This is a genomic window from Vibrio sp. Vb0598 (assembly GCF_033338935.1).
Classification (GTDB): domain Bacteria; phylum Pseudomonadota; class Gammaproteobacteria; order Enterobacterales; family Vibrionaceae; genus Vibrio; species Vibrio alginolyticus.
Map to the genome: position 1 here is coordinate 361,897 of NZ_JAWOTP010000001.1, position 17,552 is coordinate 379,448.

14 protein-coding genes are annotated in these 17,552 nt (G+C 45.0%); 5 read left to right on the forward strand and 9 right to left on the reverse strand.

Annotated elements, in window-relative coordinates:
• Nucleotides 1-9: 9 nt before the first annotated feature.
• The gene (arfB, locus tag R7Q38_RS01715; RefSeq protein WP_017635196.1) at nucleotides 10-423 is read right to left on the reverse strand and encodes an alternative ribosome rescue aminoacyl-tRNA hydrolase ArfB; all 414 of its coding nucleotides are present in this window, start codon (nucleotides 421-423) and stop codon (nucleotides 10-12) included.
• A gap of 76 nt (nucleotides 424-499) precedes the next feature.
• On the opposite strand from arfB, the gene R7Q38_RS01720 reads away from it, so the two are divergent.
• Nucleotides 500-1,102, forward strand: coding sequence for a beta-phosphoglucomutase family hydrolase (locus tag R7Q38_RS01720; protein ID WP_017819896.1), 603 nt, complete (start codon nucleotides 500-502; stop codon nucleotides 1,100-1,102).
• 88 nt (nucleotides 1,103-1,190) lie between these two features.
• On the opposite strand, the gene R7Q38_RS01725 is transcribed toward R7Q38_RS01720, so the two are convergent.
• Nucleotides 1,191-2,183: an OmpA family protein gene (locus R7Q38_RS01725; RefSeq protein WP_005373499.1), complete on the reverse strand. Its 993-nt coding sequence runs from the start codon at nucleotides 2,181-2,183 to the stop codon at nucleotides 1,191-1,193.
• A 459-nt stretch (nucleotides 2,184-2,642) separates the two neighbouring features.
• Between R7Q38_RS01725 and aroG the strand changes: the two genes are divergently transcribed.
• The 3 genes from aroG to R7Q38_RS01740 all read left to right on the forward strand — a co-directional run bounded on the left by aroG (nucleotide 2,643) and on the right by R7Q38_RS01740 (nucleotide 6,799).
• Nucleotides 2,643-3,695 (forward strand): 3-deoxy-7-phosphoheptulonate synthase AroG, encoded by a 1,053-nt coding sequence (gene aroG, locus R7Q38_RS01730; protein WP_017635200.1) that lies wholly within the window; start codon nucleotides 2,643-2,645, stop codon nucleotides 3,693-3,695.
• Nucleotides 3,696-3,854: 159 nt separating this feature from the next.
• On the forward strand, nucleotides 3,855-5,027 hold the full coding sequence (locus tag R7Q38_RS01735; RefSeq protein WP_021035943.1) for an MFS transporter: 1,173 nt from the start codon (nucleotides 3,855-3,857) through the stop codon (nucleotides 5,025-5,027).
• 209 nt (nucleotides 5,028-5,236) lie between these two features.
• Nucleotides 5,237-6,799, forward strand: a complete 1,563-nt coding sequence (locus tag R7Q38_RS01740; RefSeq protein ID WP_213874306.1) for a methyl-accepting chemotaxis protein — start codon at nucleotides 5,237-5,239, stop codon at nucleotides 6,797-6,799.
• A 141-nt stretch (nucleotides 6,800-6,940) separates the two neighbouring features.
• Here R7Q38_RS01740 and tkt read toward each other — a convergent pair whose 3' ends face one another.
• Nucleotides 6,941-8,932 carry a transketolase gene (gene tkt, locus R7Q38_RS01745; RefSeq protein ID WP_136976715.1) on the reverse strand — a complete coding sequence of 664 codons (1,992 nt, stop codon included), beginning with the start codon at nucleotides 8,930-8,932 and terminating at the stop codon, nucleotides 6,941-6,943.
• Nucleotides 8,933-9,057: 125 nt separating this feature from the next.
• Nucleotides 9,058-10,008 carry a transaldolase gene (tal, locus tag R7Q38_RS01750; RefSeq protein ID WP_005373488.1) on the reverse strand — a complete coding sequence of 317 codons (951 nt, stop codon included), beginning with the start codon at nucleotides 10,006-10,008 and terminating at the stop codon, nucleotides 9,058-9,060.
• 466 nt (nucleotides 10,009-10,474) lie between these two features.
• On the opposite strand from tal, the gene R7Q38_RS01755 reads away from it, so the two are divergent.
• Nucleotides 10,475-11,476, forward strand: a complete 1,002-nt coding sequence (locus R7Q38_RS01755) for a sugar-binding transcriptional regulator (protein WP_005387670.1) — start codon at nucleotides 10,475-10,477, stop codon at nucleotides 11,474-11,476.
• A gap of 165 nt (nucleotides 11,477-11,641) precedes the next feature.
• On the opposite strand, the gene R7Q38_RS01760 is transcribed toward R7Q38_RS01755, so the two are convergent.
• The 5 genes from R7Q38_RS01760 to moeA all read right to left on the reverse strand — a co-directional run bounded on the left by R7Q38_RS01760 (nucleotide 11,642) and on the right by moeA (nucleotide 17,390).
• Nucleotides 11,642-12,472, reverse strand: a complete 831-nt coding sequence (locus R7Q38_RS01760) for a sulfurtransferase (RefSeq protein WP_042522665.1) — start codon at nucleotides 12,470-12,472, stop codon at nucleotides 11,642-11,644.
• Between the two features lie 129 nt (nucleotides 12,473-12,601).
• Nucleotides 12,602-13,102, reverse strand: coding sequence for a hypothetical protein (locus tag R7Q38_RS01765; RefSeq protein WP_130546363.1), 501 nt, complete (start codon nucleotides 13,100-13,102; stop codon nucleotides 12,602-12,604).
• A 12-nt stretch (nucleotides 13,103-13,114) separates the two neighbouring features.
• Entirely contained in the window at nucleotides 13,115-15,220 is a 2,106-nt protein-coding gene (locus tag R7Q38_RS01770) for an LruC domain-containing protein (RefSeq protein ID WP_213866809.1), read from the reverse strand.
• Nucleotides 15,221-15,395: 175 nt separating this feature from the next.
• The gene (moeB, locus tag R7Q38_RS01775) at nucleotides 15,396-16,145 is read right to left on the reverse strand and encodes a molybdopterin-synthase adenylyltransferase MoeB (RefSeq protein ID WP_239939140.1); all 750 of its coding nucleotides are present in this window, start codon (nucleotides 16,143-16,145) and stop codon (nucleotides 15,396-15,398) included.
• 9 nt (nucleotides 16,146-16,154) lie between these two features.
• Nucleotides 16,155-17,390 (reverse strand): molybdopterin molybdotransferase MoeA, encoded by a 1,236-nt coding sequence (gene moeA, locus R7Q38_RS01780; protein ID WP_239939141.1) that lies wholly within the window; start codon nucleotides 17,388-17,390, stop codon nucleotides 16,155-16,157.
• Between the last annotated feature and the right edge of the window lie 162 nt (nucleotides 17,391-17,552).

Below are 17,552 nucleotides of genomic sequence, written 5' to 3' on the forward strand. Positions count from 1 at the left end.
CGACATGCACTAATACAGCACTTTTTTACGTTGCTGTTTTTTCGCTCCGTGCTTGTTTTTTGTATCAAGTCGTCGGCGTTGAGAAGCGCGGGTTGGTTTCGTTTTAATACGCTTCTTCTCCTGTAAAGCGGCAGCTTTTATCAATGCTTGAAGCCGATTTAGGGCGTCTTCCTTATTTTGTTCTTGTGTCCGAAATTGTTGCGCTTTGATGATGATCACGCCATCTTTACTTATACGACTATCAGAAAGTGCAAGTAATCGCTCTTTGTAAAAGTCAGGTAAGCTGGAATGCCGGATATCAAAGCGCAGGTGTATAGCGGACGCTACCTTGTTAACGTTCTGGCCACCATTTCCTTGAGCTCTAATTGGGGATAATTGAATTTCCCACTCTTGAATTGTGACGGAGTTCGAAATTTTGAGCATGATAAGTAAATGCCGGTAAGGACGATTGAAAGAGCTGATAAATTAACATTACAGATGCACAAATAGAAGAAAAGACATGAGCACGATTGATTTTAGACCCTATGAGGGATTCATATTTGATATGGATGGTACTCTAATCGATACCATGCCAGCCCACTTGGCAGCTTGGCAAGCAACTGCTGAGCGTTTTGATTTTCCGTTTTGCCAGGAATGGTTTCACAGTTTGGGAGGGATGCCGAGCTTTAAAATTGTTGAGGAACTAAATCGTGTGCATGAGCTTTCATTAGATCCTAAAACTGTCGCGACATTTAAAATGGAAACATTCGCTGCTATGGAGCTTCATGGTGACGTTATTCCTTGCACGAACATCGTGTTAGAGGAGTATTTAGGCCATAAGAAAATTGCAGTCGGGACTGGCAGCCAACGAGAAAGTGCCATGCGCTTATTAAGTCATGCAGGTTTATTAGACAAGTTGGATGTTGTAGTAACCGCAAGTGATGTAGAGAACCATAAACCCTTTCCAGATACCTTTTTGGTGGCCGCGGAACAACTCGACTTGGAGGCGTCACAGTGTCTTGTGTTCGAGGATACTGAGTTGGGGAAGCGAGCGGCGCATGCAGCTGGTATGGATTGCGTTATGGTGCAAGATAATGAGTTGATCTTTTTCCCAAAACCATAGTGGCAATATCCCTTAATATGAGATCAAAATGGGGTGCAAATGCACCCCATTAATTTTTACCACATCATCGATCATGAATCATAGATGCTTATTCTGGTTGAACTAGCTCTTGGTATTCAAATGAAGGTACCACAACTTCTACCCGACGGTTTTTCTCACGACCTTCGCGAGTGCTGTTGTCAGCAACTGGGTTTTCTTCACCCATACCTTTAACTGTCAAACGATCTGAACCAATGCCAGCTGCGGTTAGGTAATCAGCAACAGATTGAGCACGACGCTCAGACAGTTTTTGGTTGTATGCCGCAGGGCCTGAGCTATCCGTGTAACCAGTAATCTCTACTTGAGCTTGAGGATATTCGTTCAAGAATGAAACAAAGTTGTCCAGACGTTCAGAAACGGACTCTGTTAACTTAGCACTATCGAATTCAAACGTACCTGTACCGTACTCTTCTTTGTGCACCTTGCTCATCATCACTGGTTCTGGATCTGGCTCGATCACTTCTTCCGTTACAACTGCTGCAACAACTGGAGCTGCTGCGAATTTGTAGTTAACACCGATACCAAAGAAGTTAGCATCCATGTCGTCCCACACGTCGTCAGACATATCTTGGTAGCGTTGGTATTCAGCGCGAACACTCCAGTTTCTATCGATCGAGTATTCAGCACCCAAAGAACCTGTTGGGACAAAGTCTGTTTCGTCATCAGACATCATGTAAGCACCACCGATCTTAGCAAATAGATTCCAAGAGTCGTTTAAGTGCCAGTTGAATTTAGGTGCAAGTGTTAAAGCCGTTAGATTGCCGTCAATCGTATTAATCGTATTAGCCCCTGACCTAGAGTTTCCTTCATAGTCGCCTAAGAAGTCTACGCCGTACTCTAGCCCGATGATATCGGTAAAGTCATAACCGATATGTAGTCCTGCACCGAACGCTTCATCATCACAAGGGCTATTTAGATAGCAAGCGTCGTCAAGTGTAGTCATGCCCACTTTGCCCCCGATGTACATTTCAGCTTGAGCAGAGTTTAAAAGCGCGCTACTACCAGCTACCACTGCTGCTACTGCAATTGCTACTTTGTTCATAATGTTTCCTTGTATTGATTGCATATTAACTTCTACTTCGTTTTATCAAAAAATTAGAAAAAACCAGCGTTTATAAGAAATTAGTTTAATATTCTAATCATTTCATATCAAGCAACAATATATTTGAACTTGATCAACATTTACTACCCAAAAATACCTCACAAACTTCTGATATTTCTTACATTGTAGTAAAGATTTTTTGGTGCATAAGAAAATTGATGATTATTTTGAACTTTTTTTCGTAAACTTTACTTTACATTGTGCGCGGTGGTTAACAGGTGGTTTTTATTTGCATTTATTTGCAAAAACTGATTGCAAGTCTACGCCTAAGCCGATAAGTTACTTAAACGCTAGACAGAAAATGACCACAGCCCTTGATGCTGCTCGCTTTGTGAACAATGTTGCAATGAGTTCAGTTGGTAAAAATGGGGTCGGAAATAAAACCAGGAAGTAGAAGTAATGTTTCAAACTGATGATGTAAGAATAAATAGAGTAAAAGAGTTATTGCCACCTGTTGCAGTATTAGAGAAGTTCCCAGCGACTGAAACCGCTTCTTCGACCACTTTTGATTGCCGTAACGCCATTCACAATATTCTTGAAGGAAAAGACGATCGATTACTCGTGATCGTTGGCCCGTGTTCTATTCACGATCCGGCTGCCGCGGTTGAGTACGGCAAAAAGCTAAAAGTACTACGTGATGAACTGGGCGAGCAGCTTGAGGTTGTTATGCGAGTTTATTTTGAAAAGCCGCGTACGACCGTTGGTTGGAAAGGCCTTATCAATGACCCTTACTTAAATGACACCTATAAGCTAAATGATGGTCTACGTATCGGACGTAAACTTCTTCTTGATCTAACCGATATGGGCTTGCCAACGGCAAGTGAATTCTTAGATATGATCACACCTCAGTACGTGGCGGATTTGATCAGTTGGGGCGCTATCGGTGCTCGTACGACAGAATCTCAGGTTCACCGCGAGCTAGCTTCTGGTCTTTCTTGTCCTGTAGGTTTCAAAAACGGTACAGACGGGAATATTAAAATAGCGAGCGACGCGATTCGTTCTGCAAGCGCTTCCCATCACTTCCTTTCAGTAACAAAATACGGTCATTCCGCGATCGTAGAAACCGCTGGTAATCCAGACTGCCATATTATTCTACGTGGCGGTAAAGAACCAAACTACAGTGCAGCACATGTAGCTCAAATTAAAGATGAGCTGGACACTGCAGGTCTGCCGAAAAAAGTGATGATTGATTTTAGCCATGCTAACAGCTCGAAGCAGTTCAAGCGTCAAATGCTGGTGTCTGATGATGTATCCGAGCAAATCTCTGCTGGCGAAGAAGCCATTTTTGGTGTGATGATCGAGTCTCATTTAGTTGAAGGTCGCCAAGACTTAGTTGATGGCAAAGCAGCCACTTATGGTCAGTCGATTACTGATGCATGTATTGGTTGGGAAGATACGGAAACGGTACTTCGTCAGCTTTCTGATGCAGTAAAAGCGCGCCGCAACAAGTAAGCTCAACAGAAAAACTTTTTAAAAGCGAAAAGTGAATAGTGAAGAGCCAGAGGTACTATGCCTCTGGCTCTTTTTGTTGAGAATTACTCTCATATCTTTCTATTGTTTCTGCTTTCCTATATGTTATCTGTATACGTTGTAACCAAAAGGAATTTGGAATTGAATCGTAATGTATGGCTTCTATCCCTCTGCCAAGCCTTATTAATGACAGGGAATATTTTACTCATATCTGTTATTGCCCTTATTGGCAAAACACTTGCGCCGTCATCAAGTTTTATCACATTACCAGTTGCACTGCAGTTTTTGGGACTGATGGCCGCGACAATTCCTGCGTCGCTAATTATGGGCAAGTTAGGGCGTCGCCTTGGTTTTAGCCTTGGTAATGTCATTGGCATTTTGGGTGCTAGTCTAGCGACGTATGCATTAAGTCAACAAAACTTCTATCTGTTCTGCATGTCTACGTTTTTGCTTGGTGTTGGTATAGGTTTCGGTACTCTATACAGGTTTGCTGCCATTGAAGTGTGTGAAGAGTCGGCAAGGCATAGGGCGATTTCGATATCTATGGCGGGTGGGGTGTTAGCGGCGATCCTTGGGCCTAATCTGGCCGTGTACTCGCAGCAGTGGTCAGATGATGGCTTATACATTAGTGCATTTGCTGTGCTTGTCGTGCTTTATATAACCGCGTTGGTTGTGCTACAAACCATTCGTTTTCCACCTGCACACACGCAGGCGCTACACGCTAAGGCGGATAAGCTGAGACTGATTATTCGTCGACCTAATTTCATGCTGGCAGTTATCGCGGCAATGGTTGCGTACGCGGTGATGAACATTTTAATGACAGCAACTCCTTTAGCGATGATTGGTTGTGGCTTTGATTTTGATAAAGCGGCGGGAGTGATCGAATGGCACGTGTTGGGTATGTTTGCACCTGCGTTTGTCACGGGCCGTCTGATAGAGCGGTTTGGCGCTAAGAATATGATTTTGGCGGGTGGATTGCTATTTGTTGCTTGTATTGGAATTAATATACATGGAGTGTCTATCTGGCATTTTAGTCTTGCTTTAATCCTGTTAGGAATAGGGTGGAACTTTATGTTTATCGCAGCAACCGGGCTGTTTAGTCAAAGCTATGAAGCGAAAAACAGAAGCAAGGCTCAAGCGTTTAATGAATTCTTCGTGTTCAGTTGTGTCACCATCACCGCATTACTATCTGGTTGGCTTGAGTCTACCGTAGGTTGGCAGAATCTTAATTTGTATGTTCTTCCATTTGTGTTACTCGTTATCGCGATGTTTGCGTTAAAAACGAATAAAAAGCCAGAATCACAAACCGCTTAATTAAGGCTTAATATATAACCCGGCCGATCGTGTCGGGTTTGTTTATTAGCTCAAATCAACAATCTCTTCTTTATGTTTTTATCGATAATGTGAATTCCCACAATAAAAATGTCGATTTGATAAGACTTTTTATCTAACTTTTTGTAATAAAAATAAAAATCCTGTATATATCTTGCCGAAAATCAATAAAAACTAAAGAAGTTTCGTCTATGTCAGCCAATATTTCTCATAAAGCTCAAGAAACTCTCGTGAGGGAGTCTGAGGAACTCGTCTCAACAACGAACTTACAAGGTGTTATTACATATTGTAATGAAGCCTTTTGCCGCGTTGCTGAATACACTCACGAAGAACTTGTCGGTCAGAACCACAATATAGTTCGTCATAATGATATGCCTAAAGCCGCTTTCGGTGACATGTGGGCACGCCTTAAACAAGGTAAAGCCTGGCGTGGAATGGTTAAGAATGCCACTAAGTCTGGCGGTTACTATTGGGTTGATGCTTATGTCACCCCTATCTACGAAGACAACCATGTTGTTGGGTATCAATCAGTGCGCGTGAAACCAAAGCGAGAGTGGGTTGATATTGCGACAAAAGCCTACAAAAGCATGCGTGCTGCAGAGAAGTCTGGCCGAACTTGGTCGTTGAAAATCAATGAAACCATTCGCTATGCGATTCTACTTGGTGCACTAACCGCACCTGCAACCGCATATGCGTTGTCTGTTGAAGGGCCGTTGGCTTGGCTTGCAAGTGCGTTACCTGCAAGTGTTCTGGCTCTGTTATTCCGCCAAGAGTTAATTGATACACCTCAGCAACTTAAAAAGTTACAAAAGCAATATGACAGCGTAAGTCGCTTGATCTATTCCGGTAACACGGCATTTTCGATTGCCGATTTCCATATCAAAATGCTATCCGCAAGAATTCGAACCGTGTTAGGAAGAATGACTGACTCCGCATTGCCTTTGCAGCATTGCGCCGAAGAGCTTAGTCAAACAACGGCAGAAGTCTCGGCTGCATTAAATCAGCAAAATACCGATATTCATCGTGTGCGAGATGCTACCCAAGAGGTGGAGTCGTCGGCAAATTCGGTTTCTTCGAGTACCAATGATGCCCATATGTTGATTGATGATACATTGAAGTCATGCTTGATGGCGAAGGAGACCATCGATCAAACGCACACCAATCTAGCGAAGTTAAGCCTTCAAGCTGAAAAAGCGACGGAAACGACGTATCAACTGAGTGATCAGGCACAGAAGGTGAACCATTTGATGGAAGAGATTGGTGGGATCGCAGAGCAAACCAATTTACTGGCACTCAACGCGGCGATTGAAGCGGCAAGAGCAGGGGAGCAAGGTCGTGGTTTTGCTGTTGTAGCTGATGAGGTCCGCGCGCTTTCTCGGCGAACATCCAATGCAACTGAACAAATCCAAGCTTCTATCTCCACTATGTTGGCAACGATTCAAAGTTGGCAGAAAGATATTCTGGCAAACAAAGAGCAAACCGATGCCTGTTCTCAAGTAGCAGAACAAAGCGCGTTGCGTTTGTCTGAAGTTGAACAGATGATGCAAACCATGAGTGGGCTGATGGTTGATGTAGCAGAAGCGGCGAATAACCAGTTAAAGCTATCTAGTGATGTAAACCAGCACATTCATTCTATCGCTTCGACCGCAGAACAAAACTTGGCAGCAACACATTCAGTTGAGCAAAATAGCCGACAGTTGAAAGACCAAGTACAAGATTTCTATCAGCTCGCACTTCGATTTGAAGACAAATAGTCGTAACGAAAGTTGTGATGTTTATGTCCTGGCTGCGTTTATGCGAATAGGAGCCAGATAAAAGAAAGCCCCGCCATTGCTGGTGGGGCTTTTCAGTTTTCACATTCGCAATAGAGAAAACTGACTATCTTTTTACTGCAATTACGCGAGTAGCTCTTTTGCTGTGTTCACTACGTTTTCAGTCGTGAAACCAAACATTTTGAATAGTTCGCCGGCTGGTGCAGATTCACCGAATGAAGTCATACCAATGATGCGACCGTCGAAGCCTACGTACTTGTACCAGAAGTCAGCAATACCTGCTTCAATTGCGATACGTGCTGTTACGTCTGATGGCAGTACAGCTTCACGGTAAGTGGCGTCTTGTTTGTCAAATGCATCTGTTGATGGCATTGAAACAACGCGTACTTTCTTACCTTCAGTAGTTAGCTGTGCTGCTGCTTCTACTGCTAGTTCAACTTCAGAACCTGTTGCGATAAGGATTAGCTCTGGCTTGCCTTCGCAATCTTTCAGAATGTAAGCACCTTTCGCGATGTCTGCTACTTGTTCTGCTGTGCGCTCTTGTTGCGCAAGGTTTTGACGAGAGAAGATAAGTGCTGTCGGTGCATCTTTACGTTCAATCGCTAGTTTCCAAGCTACAGCGGACTCAACTTGGTCACATGGACGCCATGTGCTCATGTTTGGTGTTAGGCGTAGCGATGCCATTTGCTCAACTGGTTGGTGAGTTGGACCATCTTCGCCAAGACCGATAGAGTCATGCGTGTACACTTGGATGTTCTGAATTTTCATCAGCGCAGCCATACGCATTGCGTTACGTGCGTACTCCATGAACATTAGGAATGTTGCGCCGTAAGGAACGAAACCACCGTGTAGCGCGATACCGTTCATGATCGCTGTCATACCGAATTCACGTACGCCGTAGTGGATGTAGTTACCAGAGAAGTCGCTTGCTTCTAGAGACTTAGAACCAGACCACATTGTTAGGTTAGAAGGTGCTAGGTCAGCAGAACCACCCATGAACTCTGGTAGTAGAGCACCAAATGCTTCTAGAGCATTTTGAGACGCTTTACGTGATGCAATGTTTGCTGGGTTAGCTTGAAGATCAGCAATGATTTGGCTTGCTTTCTCTTCCCACTGTGCAGGAAGCTCACCGTTTACGCGGCGTTTAAATTCAGCTGCCAGCTCAGGGTACGCTGCTTCATAAGCTGCAAATTTCTCGTTCCACGCTGCTTCCTTAGCTGCGCCTGTTTCTTTCGCTGACCATTCTGCGTAGACTTCTTGCGGAATTTCAAAAGGACCGTGCTCCCAACCTAGTTCTTTGCGTGTTGCTGCGATTTCTTCTGCACCTAGTGGCGCACCGTGACAATCGTGTGAACCAGATTTGTTTGGTGAACCAAAACCGATGATAGTCTTAGTACAGATAAGTGTAGGACGTGGATCCGCTTTCGCCGCTTCAATTGCTGCGTTGATTGCGTCAGCATCGTGACCATCGACTGCAGGGATTACGTGCCAACCGTAAGCTTCGAAACGCTTAGGTGTGTCGTCAGAGAACCAACCTTCAACGTGACCGTCGATAGAGATGCCGTTGTCATCCCAGAACGCGATCAGCTTGCCTAGACCTAGAGTACCTGCGAGAGAACATGCCTCGTGCGAAATACCTTCCATCAGACAGCCGTCGCCCATGAACACGTAAGTGAAGTGGTCAACGATGTCGTGGCCTTCTTTGTTGAACTGTGCTGCTAGCGCTTTTTCAGCTAGAGCCATACCAACCGCGTTAGTGATGCCTTGACCTAGCGGACCCGTTGTGGTCTCGATACCTGGCGCGTAACCATACTCTGGGTGACCAGGAGTTTTAGAGTGAAGCTGACGGAAGTTTTTCAGATCGTCGATAGACAACTCGTAACCTGCAAGGTGCAGTAGAGAGTAAATCAGCATTGAGCCGTGGCCGTTAGACAGTACGAAACGGTCGCGGTCTGCCCACTCAGGGTTTGATGGGTTGTGGTTTAGATGAGAGCGCCAAAGAACTTCAGCGATGTCAGCCATACCCATAGGTGCACCTGGGTGACCAGAGTTAGCTTGTTGAACACCATCCATGCTTAGCGCACGGATTGCATTTGCTAGATGTTTACGATCCATAGTGATTACTTCTCGATATTTGATTTAAATAGAGGGAACTCGCCGAAACAAGTTCAAATAGAATTTTTTGAAAATAGTGCTGATGGTAAAAGCGAGTAGACGGGCTACTCGCTTTTGGTAAGCAATTAAAGCTTAGCTTCGATCATCGCTTCTAGTTTGCCTTGGTCAACGGCGAAGTTGCGGATACCTTCAGCCAGCTTCTCAACAGCCATTGGGTCTTGGTTATGTTCCCATAGGAACTCTGCGTGAGTCATTGGTGCTGGACGCTCAGCTGCGCCTTTAGAATCAACTAGTTTCTCAACTACTTCACCCTCAGCTGCTTCTAGTTCTGCAAGTAGAGCAGGAGCGATAGTTAGACGGTCACAACCAGCTAGTTCTAAGATCTCACCGATGTTACGGAAGCTTGCGCCCATAACTACAGTTTTGTAGCCGTATTCTTTGTAGTAGTTGTAGATCTTAGTTACAGATAGTACGCCTGGATCTTCTTGAGCTTCGAAGTCACGGCCTTCTTTCGCTTTGTACCAGTCCATGATACGACCAACGAATGGCGAGATTAGGAATACACCCGCTTCTGCACAAGCACGTGCTTGAGCGAACGAGAATAGAAGCGTTAGGTTACAGTTGATGCCTTCTTTTTCTAGGATCTCAGCTGCGCGAATGCCTTCCCAAGTTGAAGCCAGTTTGATAAGGATACGGTCGTTAGTGATGCCAGCATCGTTGTACATTTTCACTAGTTGACGAGCTTTCGCTACGCTGCCTTCCATATCGTAAGATAGACGAGCGTCTACTTCTGTAGAGATACGACCTGGGATAGTTTTTAGGATTTCTTTACCGATGTTTACTGCAAGCATGTCACAAGTATCTTGAACTTGTTGAGCTTTGTCGTTGCTCTGTGCTTTAGCGTATTCGATTGAAGCATCGATTAGAGGTGCGTACTCTGCGATTTGAGCGGCTTTAAGGATAAGAGAAGGGTTAGTTGTTGCGTCTTCTGGCTGATACTTTTTAATTGCATCAATCTCGCCAGTGTCTGCTACTACAGTCGTTAGTTTACGAAGTTGCTCTAACTTGTTGCTCATAATCGATCATCCTATTTAAATGGGCTTAAGCGTGATTTTTGTTATCACAGCTTGTGCATTTGCAAGCGAGTTAGCTAACCGTCTCATCGCATTTAATGAGACATCTGCTCAGCCAACTACGGAAAATTTCGTTACCGAACAAATGCTATGAACATTTGATCGATAGCTGAGTAAATGATGTGTCCATATTTATCCTATCTATGCTGAAAGTCAATCGCTGAAATGGACTTATAGTGAACTTCATCAACGTTTTTTTACTGTGTGTTTAGTGGTTAACCCAAATAAACGTTTGCCCTTATTGTTCAAAGCTTGAGCGTTGTCCAAGAGGGTAAAAAATTGTAGTGAGAAAATGTTATTGCGATGAGCAAATGTAGCGTTTAAATTGATAAAGAACATATGCTAAGTCAATGAGCATATGTTCACTTATTGCATACAATATCGATCCTCTTAAAGGGCGAGAGAAACCATGAGCAGTTCTAATCAAGATATTTCCATTGAAAACACGGATTTGTTGACAGAGATTTCCGTCGCGTATTATCAAGACGGTGCGACTCAGGAAGAGATATCGAGAAAATTTGCCATATCACGCGCAAAGGTCGGGCGAATGCTCAAGCAGGCGCGTGATGAAGGCATTGTTGAAATTACCGTTAAATACCATCCGGTGTTCAGCGCCAAGATTGAACAACGTTTGATCGAGCGATTCGGCGTTAAGCGCGCGCTTGTTGCTCTTGATCAACCGAATGAAGAAGCGCAACGACTACAGGTATCGGGATTGGTGTCCAATTATCTCACTAGCACGCTCAAAAACGGCATGGTGGTGACGGTCGGACAAGGGCGCAACGTGTCGTCTGTCGCTCACCATATTGGTGTTATTACGCCGCGTGATTGTAAATTTGTGTGTGGCATTGGTGGTATTCATCCGCGTGGCGGTATGTATAACGCCGACCATATTTGTCGTCAGTTGGCGAAGAAATATGGGGGGACCTCTGAAACACTTTATGCGCCGGCTTACGCAGAAAACAGAGAACAGAAGTTGGCCTTTATGCAAAATGCAACCGTGAAACAAACGCTCGACCTAGCACGTAAAGCCGATGTCGCTTTGGTTGGTATTGGTGACATGAGCGAAAACAGTTACATGGTCGACTTAGGTTGGTTTACGCCTGATGAAGTGGTTCAGTCGAGACTTCAACAAGGTGTGGTAGGGGATTTTGCAGGTTATGACTTCTTTGATATTCACGGTAATGTAGCGAACACGGTAATGAGTGACCGAGTAATTGGACTTGGTATTGAAGAGTTTCGGCCGATCTCGGAAGTCATTGCGATCGCAGCTGAGAACAGCAAGCCACTCGCTCTACTCGGAGCATTAAGAACTGGAGCGATAGACGTGATCGCCACGAGCGTTAGCAACGCATTAACCGTGCTCAACTTAGATGAGCAAATGCACGGCAACGCGACATCTGAACGCTAACGGAAATAGTCGGCTTTTGATGTAGTCAGGCTATGAGGGGTGACAAATCACTCATAGCCAGTTTCTATTTCGAAATGACAAGTTTGGTTTAGAAGCTGCGTTTAGTATATTGGAACACATCATCTTTAGATAAACGTAAGATACTTTGTTAAACAGACACTTGTCTTAACGCTCGATAGGTAGAGAGTGGTCTGCACCCCATTCGGTCCAAGAACCGTCGTACACCGACAGATTGTCCAGACCAATTTGATACGCCGCGAGTAATAAAATGCATGCGGTCACACCGGAGCCGCAACTAAAAATAATTGAAGTGTCACTATCTATCGTTAGTGCGCTAAATATCTGTTGCAACTCTGAATTTGGTTTAATGTGACCGTTGGTTAAGAGTTCTTGAAACGGTAAGCAAACCGAATTTGGAATGTGCCCACTACGTAGACCTTCTCGTGGCTCAGGCACTTCACCAAGGAAGCGTGCTTTGGCTCTGGCATCGATGATATTTGCACTTTTATTGGTGGAATGAGCAAGAACATCTTGTGCACTCAAAAAGGCATTTTGATTGAGCTTACCCGCAAAGTTACCTTTTTCGCTTGGTTGCGATAGGGCACTTTCGACAGGAAATCCGGCTTCAATCCAAGCAGGAAGACCGCCGTTTAAGACTCGAACATTATCATGTCCCATAGCTTTGAACATCCACCAAGCTCTTGGCGCGGCTAAAGTGCCAGAGTTGTCGTAAACCACAATCAAATCTTCGTTGTTCAAACCGAGTTGTTTCGCACTTTGGTTGAAGCCTTCTTCTGTTGGCATCATATGCGGCAGAGAAGAACCGGGTAAGCAAAAGTCATTGTCGTAATCAAAGCGTAAAGTATTTGGAATCCACTTATCTTGAATCTTTTTGCCTTCAGAAGGGATTTGAAACGCAATACTAGCGTCGAGGAGCTTGACGTTAGGTTGGCCGAGAAGGCTATTGAGTTCATCAGTACTAATCAGTGCTTGCATTGTCTTTAGTTTGCTAGGTGGATAATCTTACTGTTTTACAACAAAAAAATCGCATGTTCAAAAGAACGATGCGATTTTTAAGTTAAAGATTGAAGATTTGTTCTGAAAGACAGCTTTCGATTTACCCAGTTACATGGTCCAAGTGTTGTCTCCAGAAGTAATCACTTTCTGAATTGGGTCACTACCGTCATAGAACCAAATTTCAACAAGTAGGCTACCTTGGCTATCAGAAACATTAAAGTCGACATTTGCTGTACCATTGTTGAGTGGAACCGATGCGACTTTGCTTGGGTATTTTGCATCGTAGTTACCTGAACTGTTCTCGACAAACTCTTTGTACACGCTTAGGTGTGCTCGTTGTGAAGAGAAACCACTGATGTCTACATTGAGCGTACCTTCCGTCACTGGGTTGTAGCTAAAGCCATCTGGTACTACTAGATCCTGCATGGTTGCATCTTCCACTGTTACCGTTGTCTCTTCTTCAGTTGTTTCTTCCTGTTGGGTAGTCTCTTCCTCTGCAATGGTGGTTTGGGTTGGTGAAGGTGGTGTACTGTTACCACCTCCGCCGCCACCGCCTCCGCCACAAGCTGTTAGTGCTAATCCCATGATGATTGTGATAAGTGCTTTCATAATGTTATCTCCCTATGGAATGTAGCATTTGTTAGGTGTTGGAGCGGTGTGCCAATCTGTGCTTAGTTCGCCACCAGACTCAGCCCAAGTTTGGAATTGAGGGTATGCATCGACCATGTCTACACGCTCTAGCGGCCAATCCCAATCTTCTACTATCAACAGTGCCCAAGGTAAGTTGTTTGCTGTTTTGAAGTACACACCTTGTGCAGGGTCACTTGCATCGACGCCGACACCGAAGAGGTTTTGGTCATCAAACTGTTCTGTTGGTGCTTGGTCTGCTAAATGAACTTCCCATTTACGACCTGGCTGGAAGGTAATCCCGTCGCCATGATAAGTCCCAGGCGTTGCGAAGATGAACGGGTCGTATGGCATGGCTTGAATAGCTGAACGGTCAGAGCCTTCAGTGAAGTACACATTCAAGGTAAAGGTGAGTGAAACGTTATCATCACAGCCAGACTCGGTGCGGAAGTAGCTACAGCTGCTCGCCGCGTGTGTGCTTAAGTCTTCACTGATGATGAAAATGGCTTCATCAGAAATACTTTCCAAGCCATTAGATGCTTGCTCTACACCATTGAAGGATAGCGTTGTTAATCCGTTTTCAATCGAGCTTCTCAATACACCCGGTAGTCGGATTGCGAAGCCATTTTTGTAACTTGCGCCGTAGGCCGCTAGGTCACCTGTAATCTGGATATTCTCAACATGACCAGCAAGACTGGTTTCAGTGATGCGGAATTTCACGACCACATCGTTCATGTCGTAGTCTGCGGTGTATGGCCAGTTATCTTCGTAAGCCACGGTGGCGTAATCTTCTGCACTCGGGAAATACTCCACTGAGTAACCATTACCAGTGATGGTAATTGGGTAATCTTCCACCTCACCAGACGTTGAGCCACCATCGTAGTTTAATCCGGTTTGTTGGCTAAAGCGGAATCGACTCCAGCTTGAACCTTCCGTTGCAGCGGTTGAAACTACAAACGGTAGGGGATTATTACCCGCAGACAGTAATTGGTCGGTAAAGACTTGCTCACCTTCATCATCAAAGTCACCATCGCGGTTCCAGTCAAACCATGCTGATAGGTAGCCAGAAGTAGAAGCTGTCACATTCACAATTGAGCTTAAGCCTGGATCAAGTGCGGATACAAAACCAACACCATCTTCATCGGCTGTGCCCACAGAGTTATCGTTTGCCTGTCCGTCGGCATCACCATCTGGAGCGACGGAACCAAGCCAAGTTACACCGTCCACTTCGTGACGAGGACCGTTTGACGCAAGTGTTGTGTGGTAGCTGTCTGGAGCATCACCGAAATCAATTGGCTCGTCTTCGTTAATCACCGGAGCATTTGCACAACGTGCACCGTCATTTTGGCTTGAGCTTGGACCGTTGGATACAAACTCAACCGCAGGAACGATACCTGCTGCGATATTGGCTGCGTTACCTTCCGAAAGGTCAACACGATAGATTTTGCCGTCTTGGTTGCGTGACACGTAGTAGTTGCCGTTTACATCGAAGTAGCCAGCACCAAATGTGCCTTTCTCACCTGTGTCACCTATCGCAGTTGCGCTACCGTTTGATGGGTTGAACTGATATAGCACACCAGAGTTGTTGTCGATGCCGTAAAGGGAGCCATCACCTGGATGGAATGCAAAGTCGGTTAGGTTCACAGTTGCTGTTGAGCTGATTTTCACGATGCTCAATGTCGCATTTGGATCAGAATCGAGCGGAGAAAGGTCAATGGAGAAAAGTCCTTTGCCTTTGCGGTACAAGTAGTAGACGTGGTTGTAAACGTCACCTACGTAAAACGTGTGGTCGGTAGGAAGACCCGAAACATTAAGTGTCTCTGCTTGGAAGTCTTGACCAAGACGAACAATCTTTTTGTTTGTGGTGTCGTAGCCGTAGATATAACGGTCAGTGAAGTTAAAGCCTACACCGTTGATGCCCGAAGCCAAACCTGTGTCGTCCTCTAAAAGAGTCGTAGAGCCTGTAACCAAATTGACGCCATAGATTTGAACCGGGGTTGATTGGAATAGGTATGCTTGGCTTGGGCACGTATCAAATGGCGCCGCTTGTGCGTAAGCGCTCGCTATTAGAGACCCAAGTAGTAGTGATGTCCTTTTCATAATTCGCCCTCTCATTGGTTCGTGATATATGCAATGAAAGGAATGTGCCAAGTTTTAAGTTGTTGAATTTTATAGAGCTAAGATTTGTAAGAAGAAGGGTTGTAAATCTGATTGTCAAAATGAGAAAAAGCCCAACATCGAGTTGGGCTTTTTGGGAATGATTAGAGGTATAGAACTAACTACAAACCGGACAGGAGGGCATTTTCATCAGATTCATTTCTCGCCAAGACATGCTGAGCGCATCCAAAATCAGAATTTTTCCTTTCTTTGGTTGGCCGTAATCAGCAATCACTTTAATCGCTTCCATCGCTTGCACTGCGCCAACAATACCCACAACAGGCGCCATTATTCCGGCTTCGACACAACTTAGCGCATCGCTGCCGAAGAGGGCACTTAAGCACTGGTAACATGGTTGCGCTGGATCATCGTAAGTAAACACACTCACTTGGCCTTCCATGCGAATGGCCGCGCCTGAAATCAGCGGTGTTTTGGTCGCAAAACATAGGCGGTTAAGTTGATTGCGCGTATCGACGTTATCTGATGCATCGACAACAATAGTGTGCTGTTCGATCAAGCTTTTTAGCTCTGTATCATCAAGACGCTTTGCGATGGTATCTACAATGATGTGCGGGTTAAGCTCGCGTAGTGCATCGGCCGCTGATTCTACCTTCTTACGACCAATATCCGCATCGTGATGCAGTACTTGGCGCTGAAGGTTAGACAACTCGACGATATCATCATCAATCAGCGTGATTTTACCGACACCAGCAGTCGCCAAATATTGGCTTGATGCGCAGCCTAAACCGCCAGCACCAAGCATCAATACAGATGCTTGTTTGAGTGCTTCTTGTCCTTCAAAGTCAAACTGACGAAGAATGATTTGGCGGTTGTAACGCAACATTTCCTGATCGGAAAGAATATCCACAACGTCTTCCTAGTAAAGGGTTGAGTTGAATAGTTGAATCTGAACCGTTTCGCCCACTTCAACTCGGCCGCGTTCACGTTCCAATACAACAAAACAGTTCGCTAGGCTCATTGAGCGGAATGCACCAGAGCTTTGGTTACCGGTTGTTTCAACGACAAACTTGCCATCTTCCAATGTATAGATACCACGTTGGTAATCGGTACGACCTGGCGCTTTCTTAAAGGCGGTTTTGGTTGTTGCTGGAATAGATTCGGGTGCTTTCCATTCTGTATGGCCTGCAAGTTTTGCCAGCATTGGTTGAACAAGCACGTACATAGTAAGAACTGCAGAAACAGGGTTACCCGGCAGCCCACAGAACCAAGCTGTACTTAGCTTACCAAATGCGAAAGGTTTACCCGGCTTGATTGCTAACTTCCAGAAACCGATTTCACCAAGCTCTTCAAGAATGTCTTTGGTGTAATCCGCTTCGCCCACACTAACACCGCCTGAGGTCACAACCACATCTGCCAATGTTTGCGCTTGTTCAAAGGTTGCTTTCAGAGTCTCTGGGCAATCTGGAATGATACCAAGATCAACGGCTTCACAACCGAAGTTCTCGATAAGTGGTTTAATACCGTAACGGTTGCTGTCGTAGATCTGACCTTCGTCTAGCGGTTCGCCCAGTGGTTTAAGTTCATCACCAGTAGAGAAGAAAGCAACTTTTGGCTTACGTACTACTGTCACATGGCTAACACCAAGCGACGCAATCATCGGAATATCGCGAGGTGTCAAACGTGCACCTTTTGCCAGTACGATGTCGCCTTGTTTGATGTCGTCACCTGTTGGGCGGATGTTGTTTTGTGGCTTCACGTCAGTTTGGTTGAACTGAACGCCAGCATCTGTTACTTCAGTGTTTTCTTGCATGATAACGGCATCACAACTCTGTGGGATTTTTGCGCCAGTCATGATGCGAACACAGGTACCTTGAGGCCATTCACCTTCAAAAGGTTGTCCTGCAAATGATTTACCTGCCAGAGGCAATACAGAAGATGACTCAAGATCTTGAATGCGAATAGCGTAGCCATCCATTGCTGAGTTATCGAATGGTGGTACGTGAATAGGAGACAAAATGTCTTCTGCCAGTACAAAACCCAGTGCGTCAGCAAGTGGAAGAGAAAGCGTTGTTTGGATAGGTTTGATTCGCGATAGCATTTTGTCCATCGCTTCTTCAATTGGCATCAAGCCAGGTGCGTCGCAGCAGCCCATTGAGAAAATCCTGTGTTCTTTTGTTTTGTGGCAACTTTACCATAAAAGGGGACTGAGTAAGAATGTCCACCTATAAAATATGGGTGTAATTATTCAAAAATCCGAGTATCCTTGTCAGCCATCCAAAAGGGGTAAAAAACCTGCGGAGCTCAAGAAAATCAG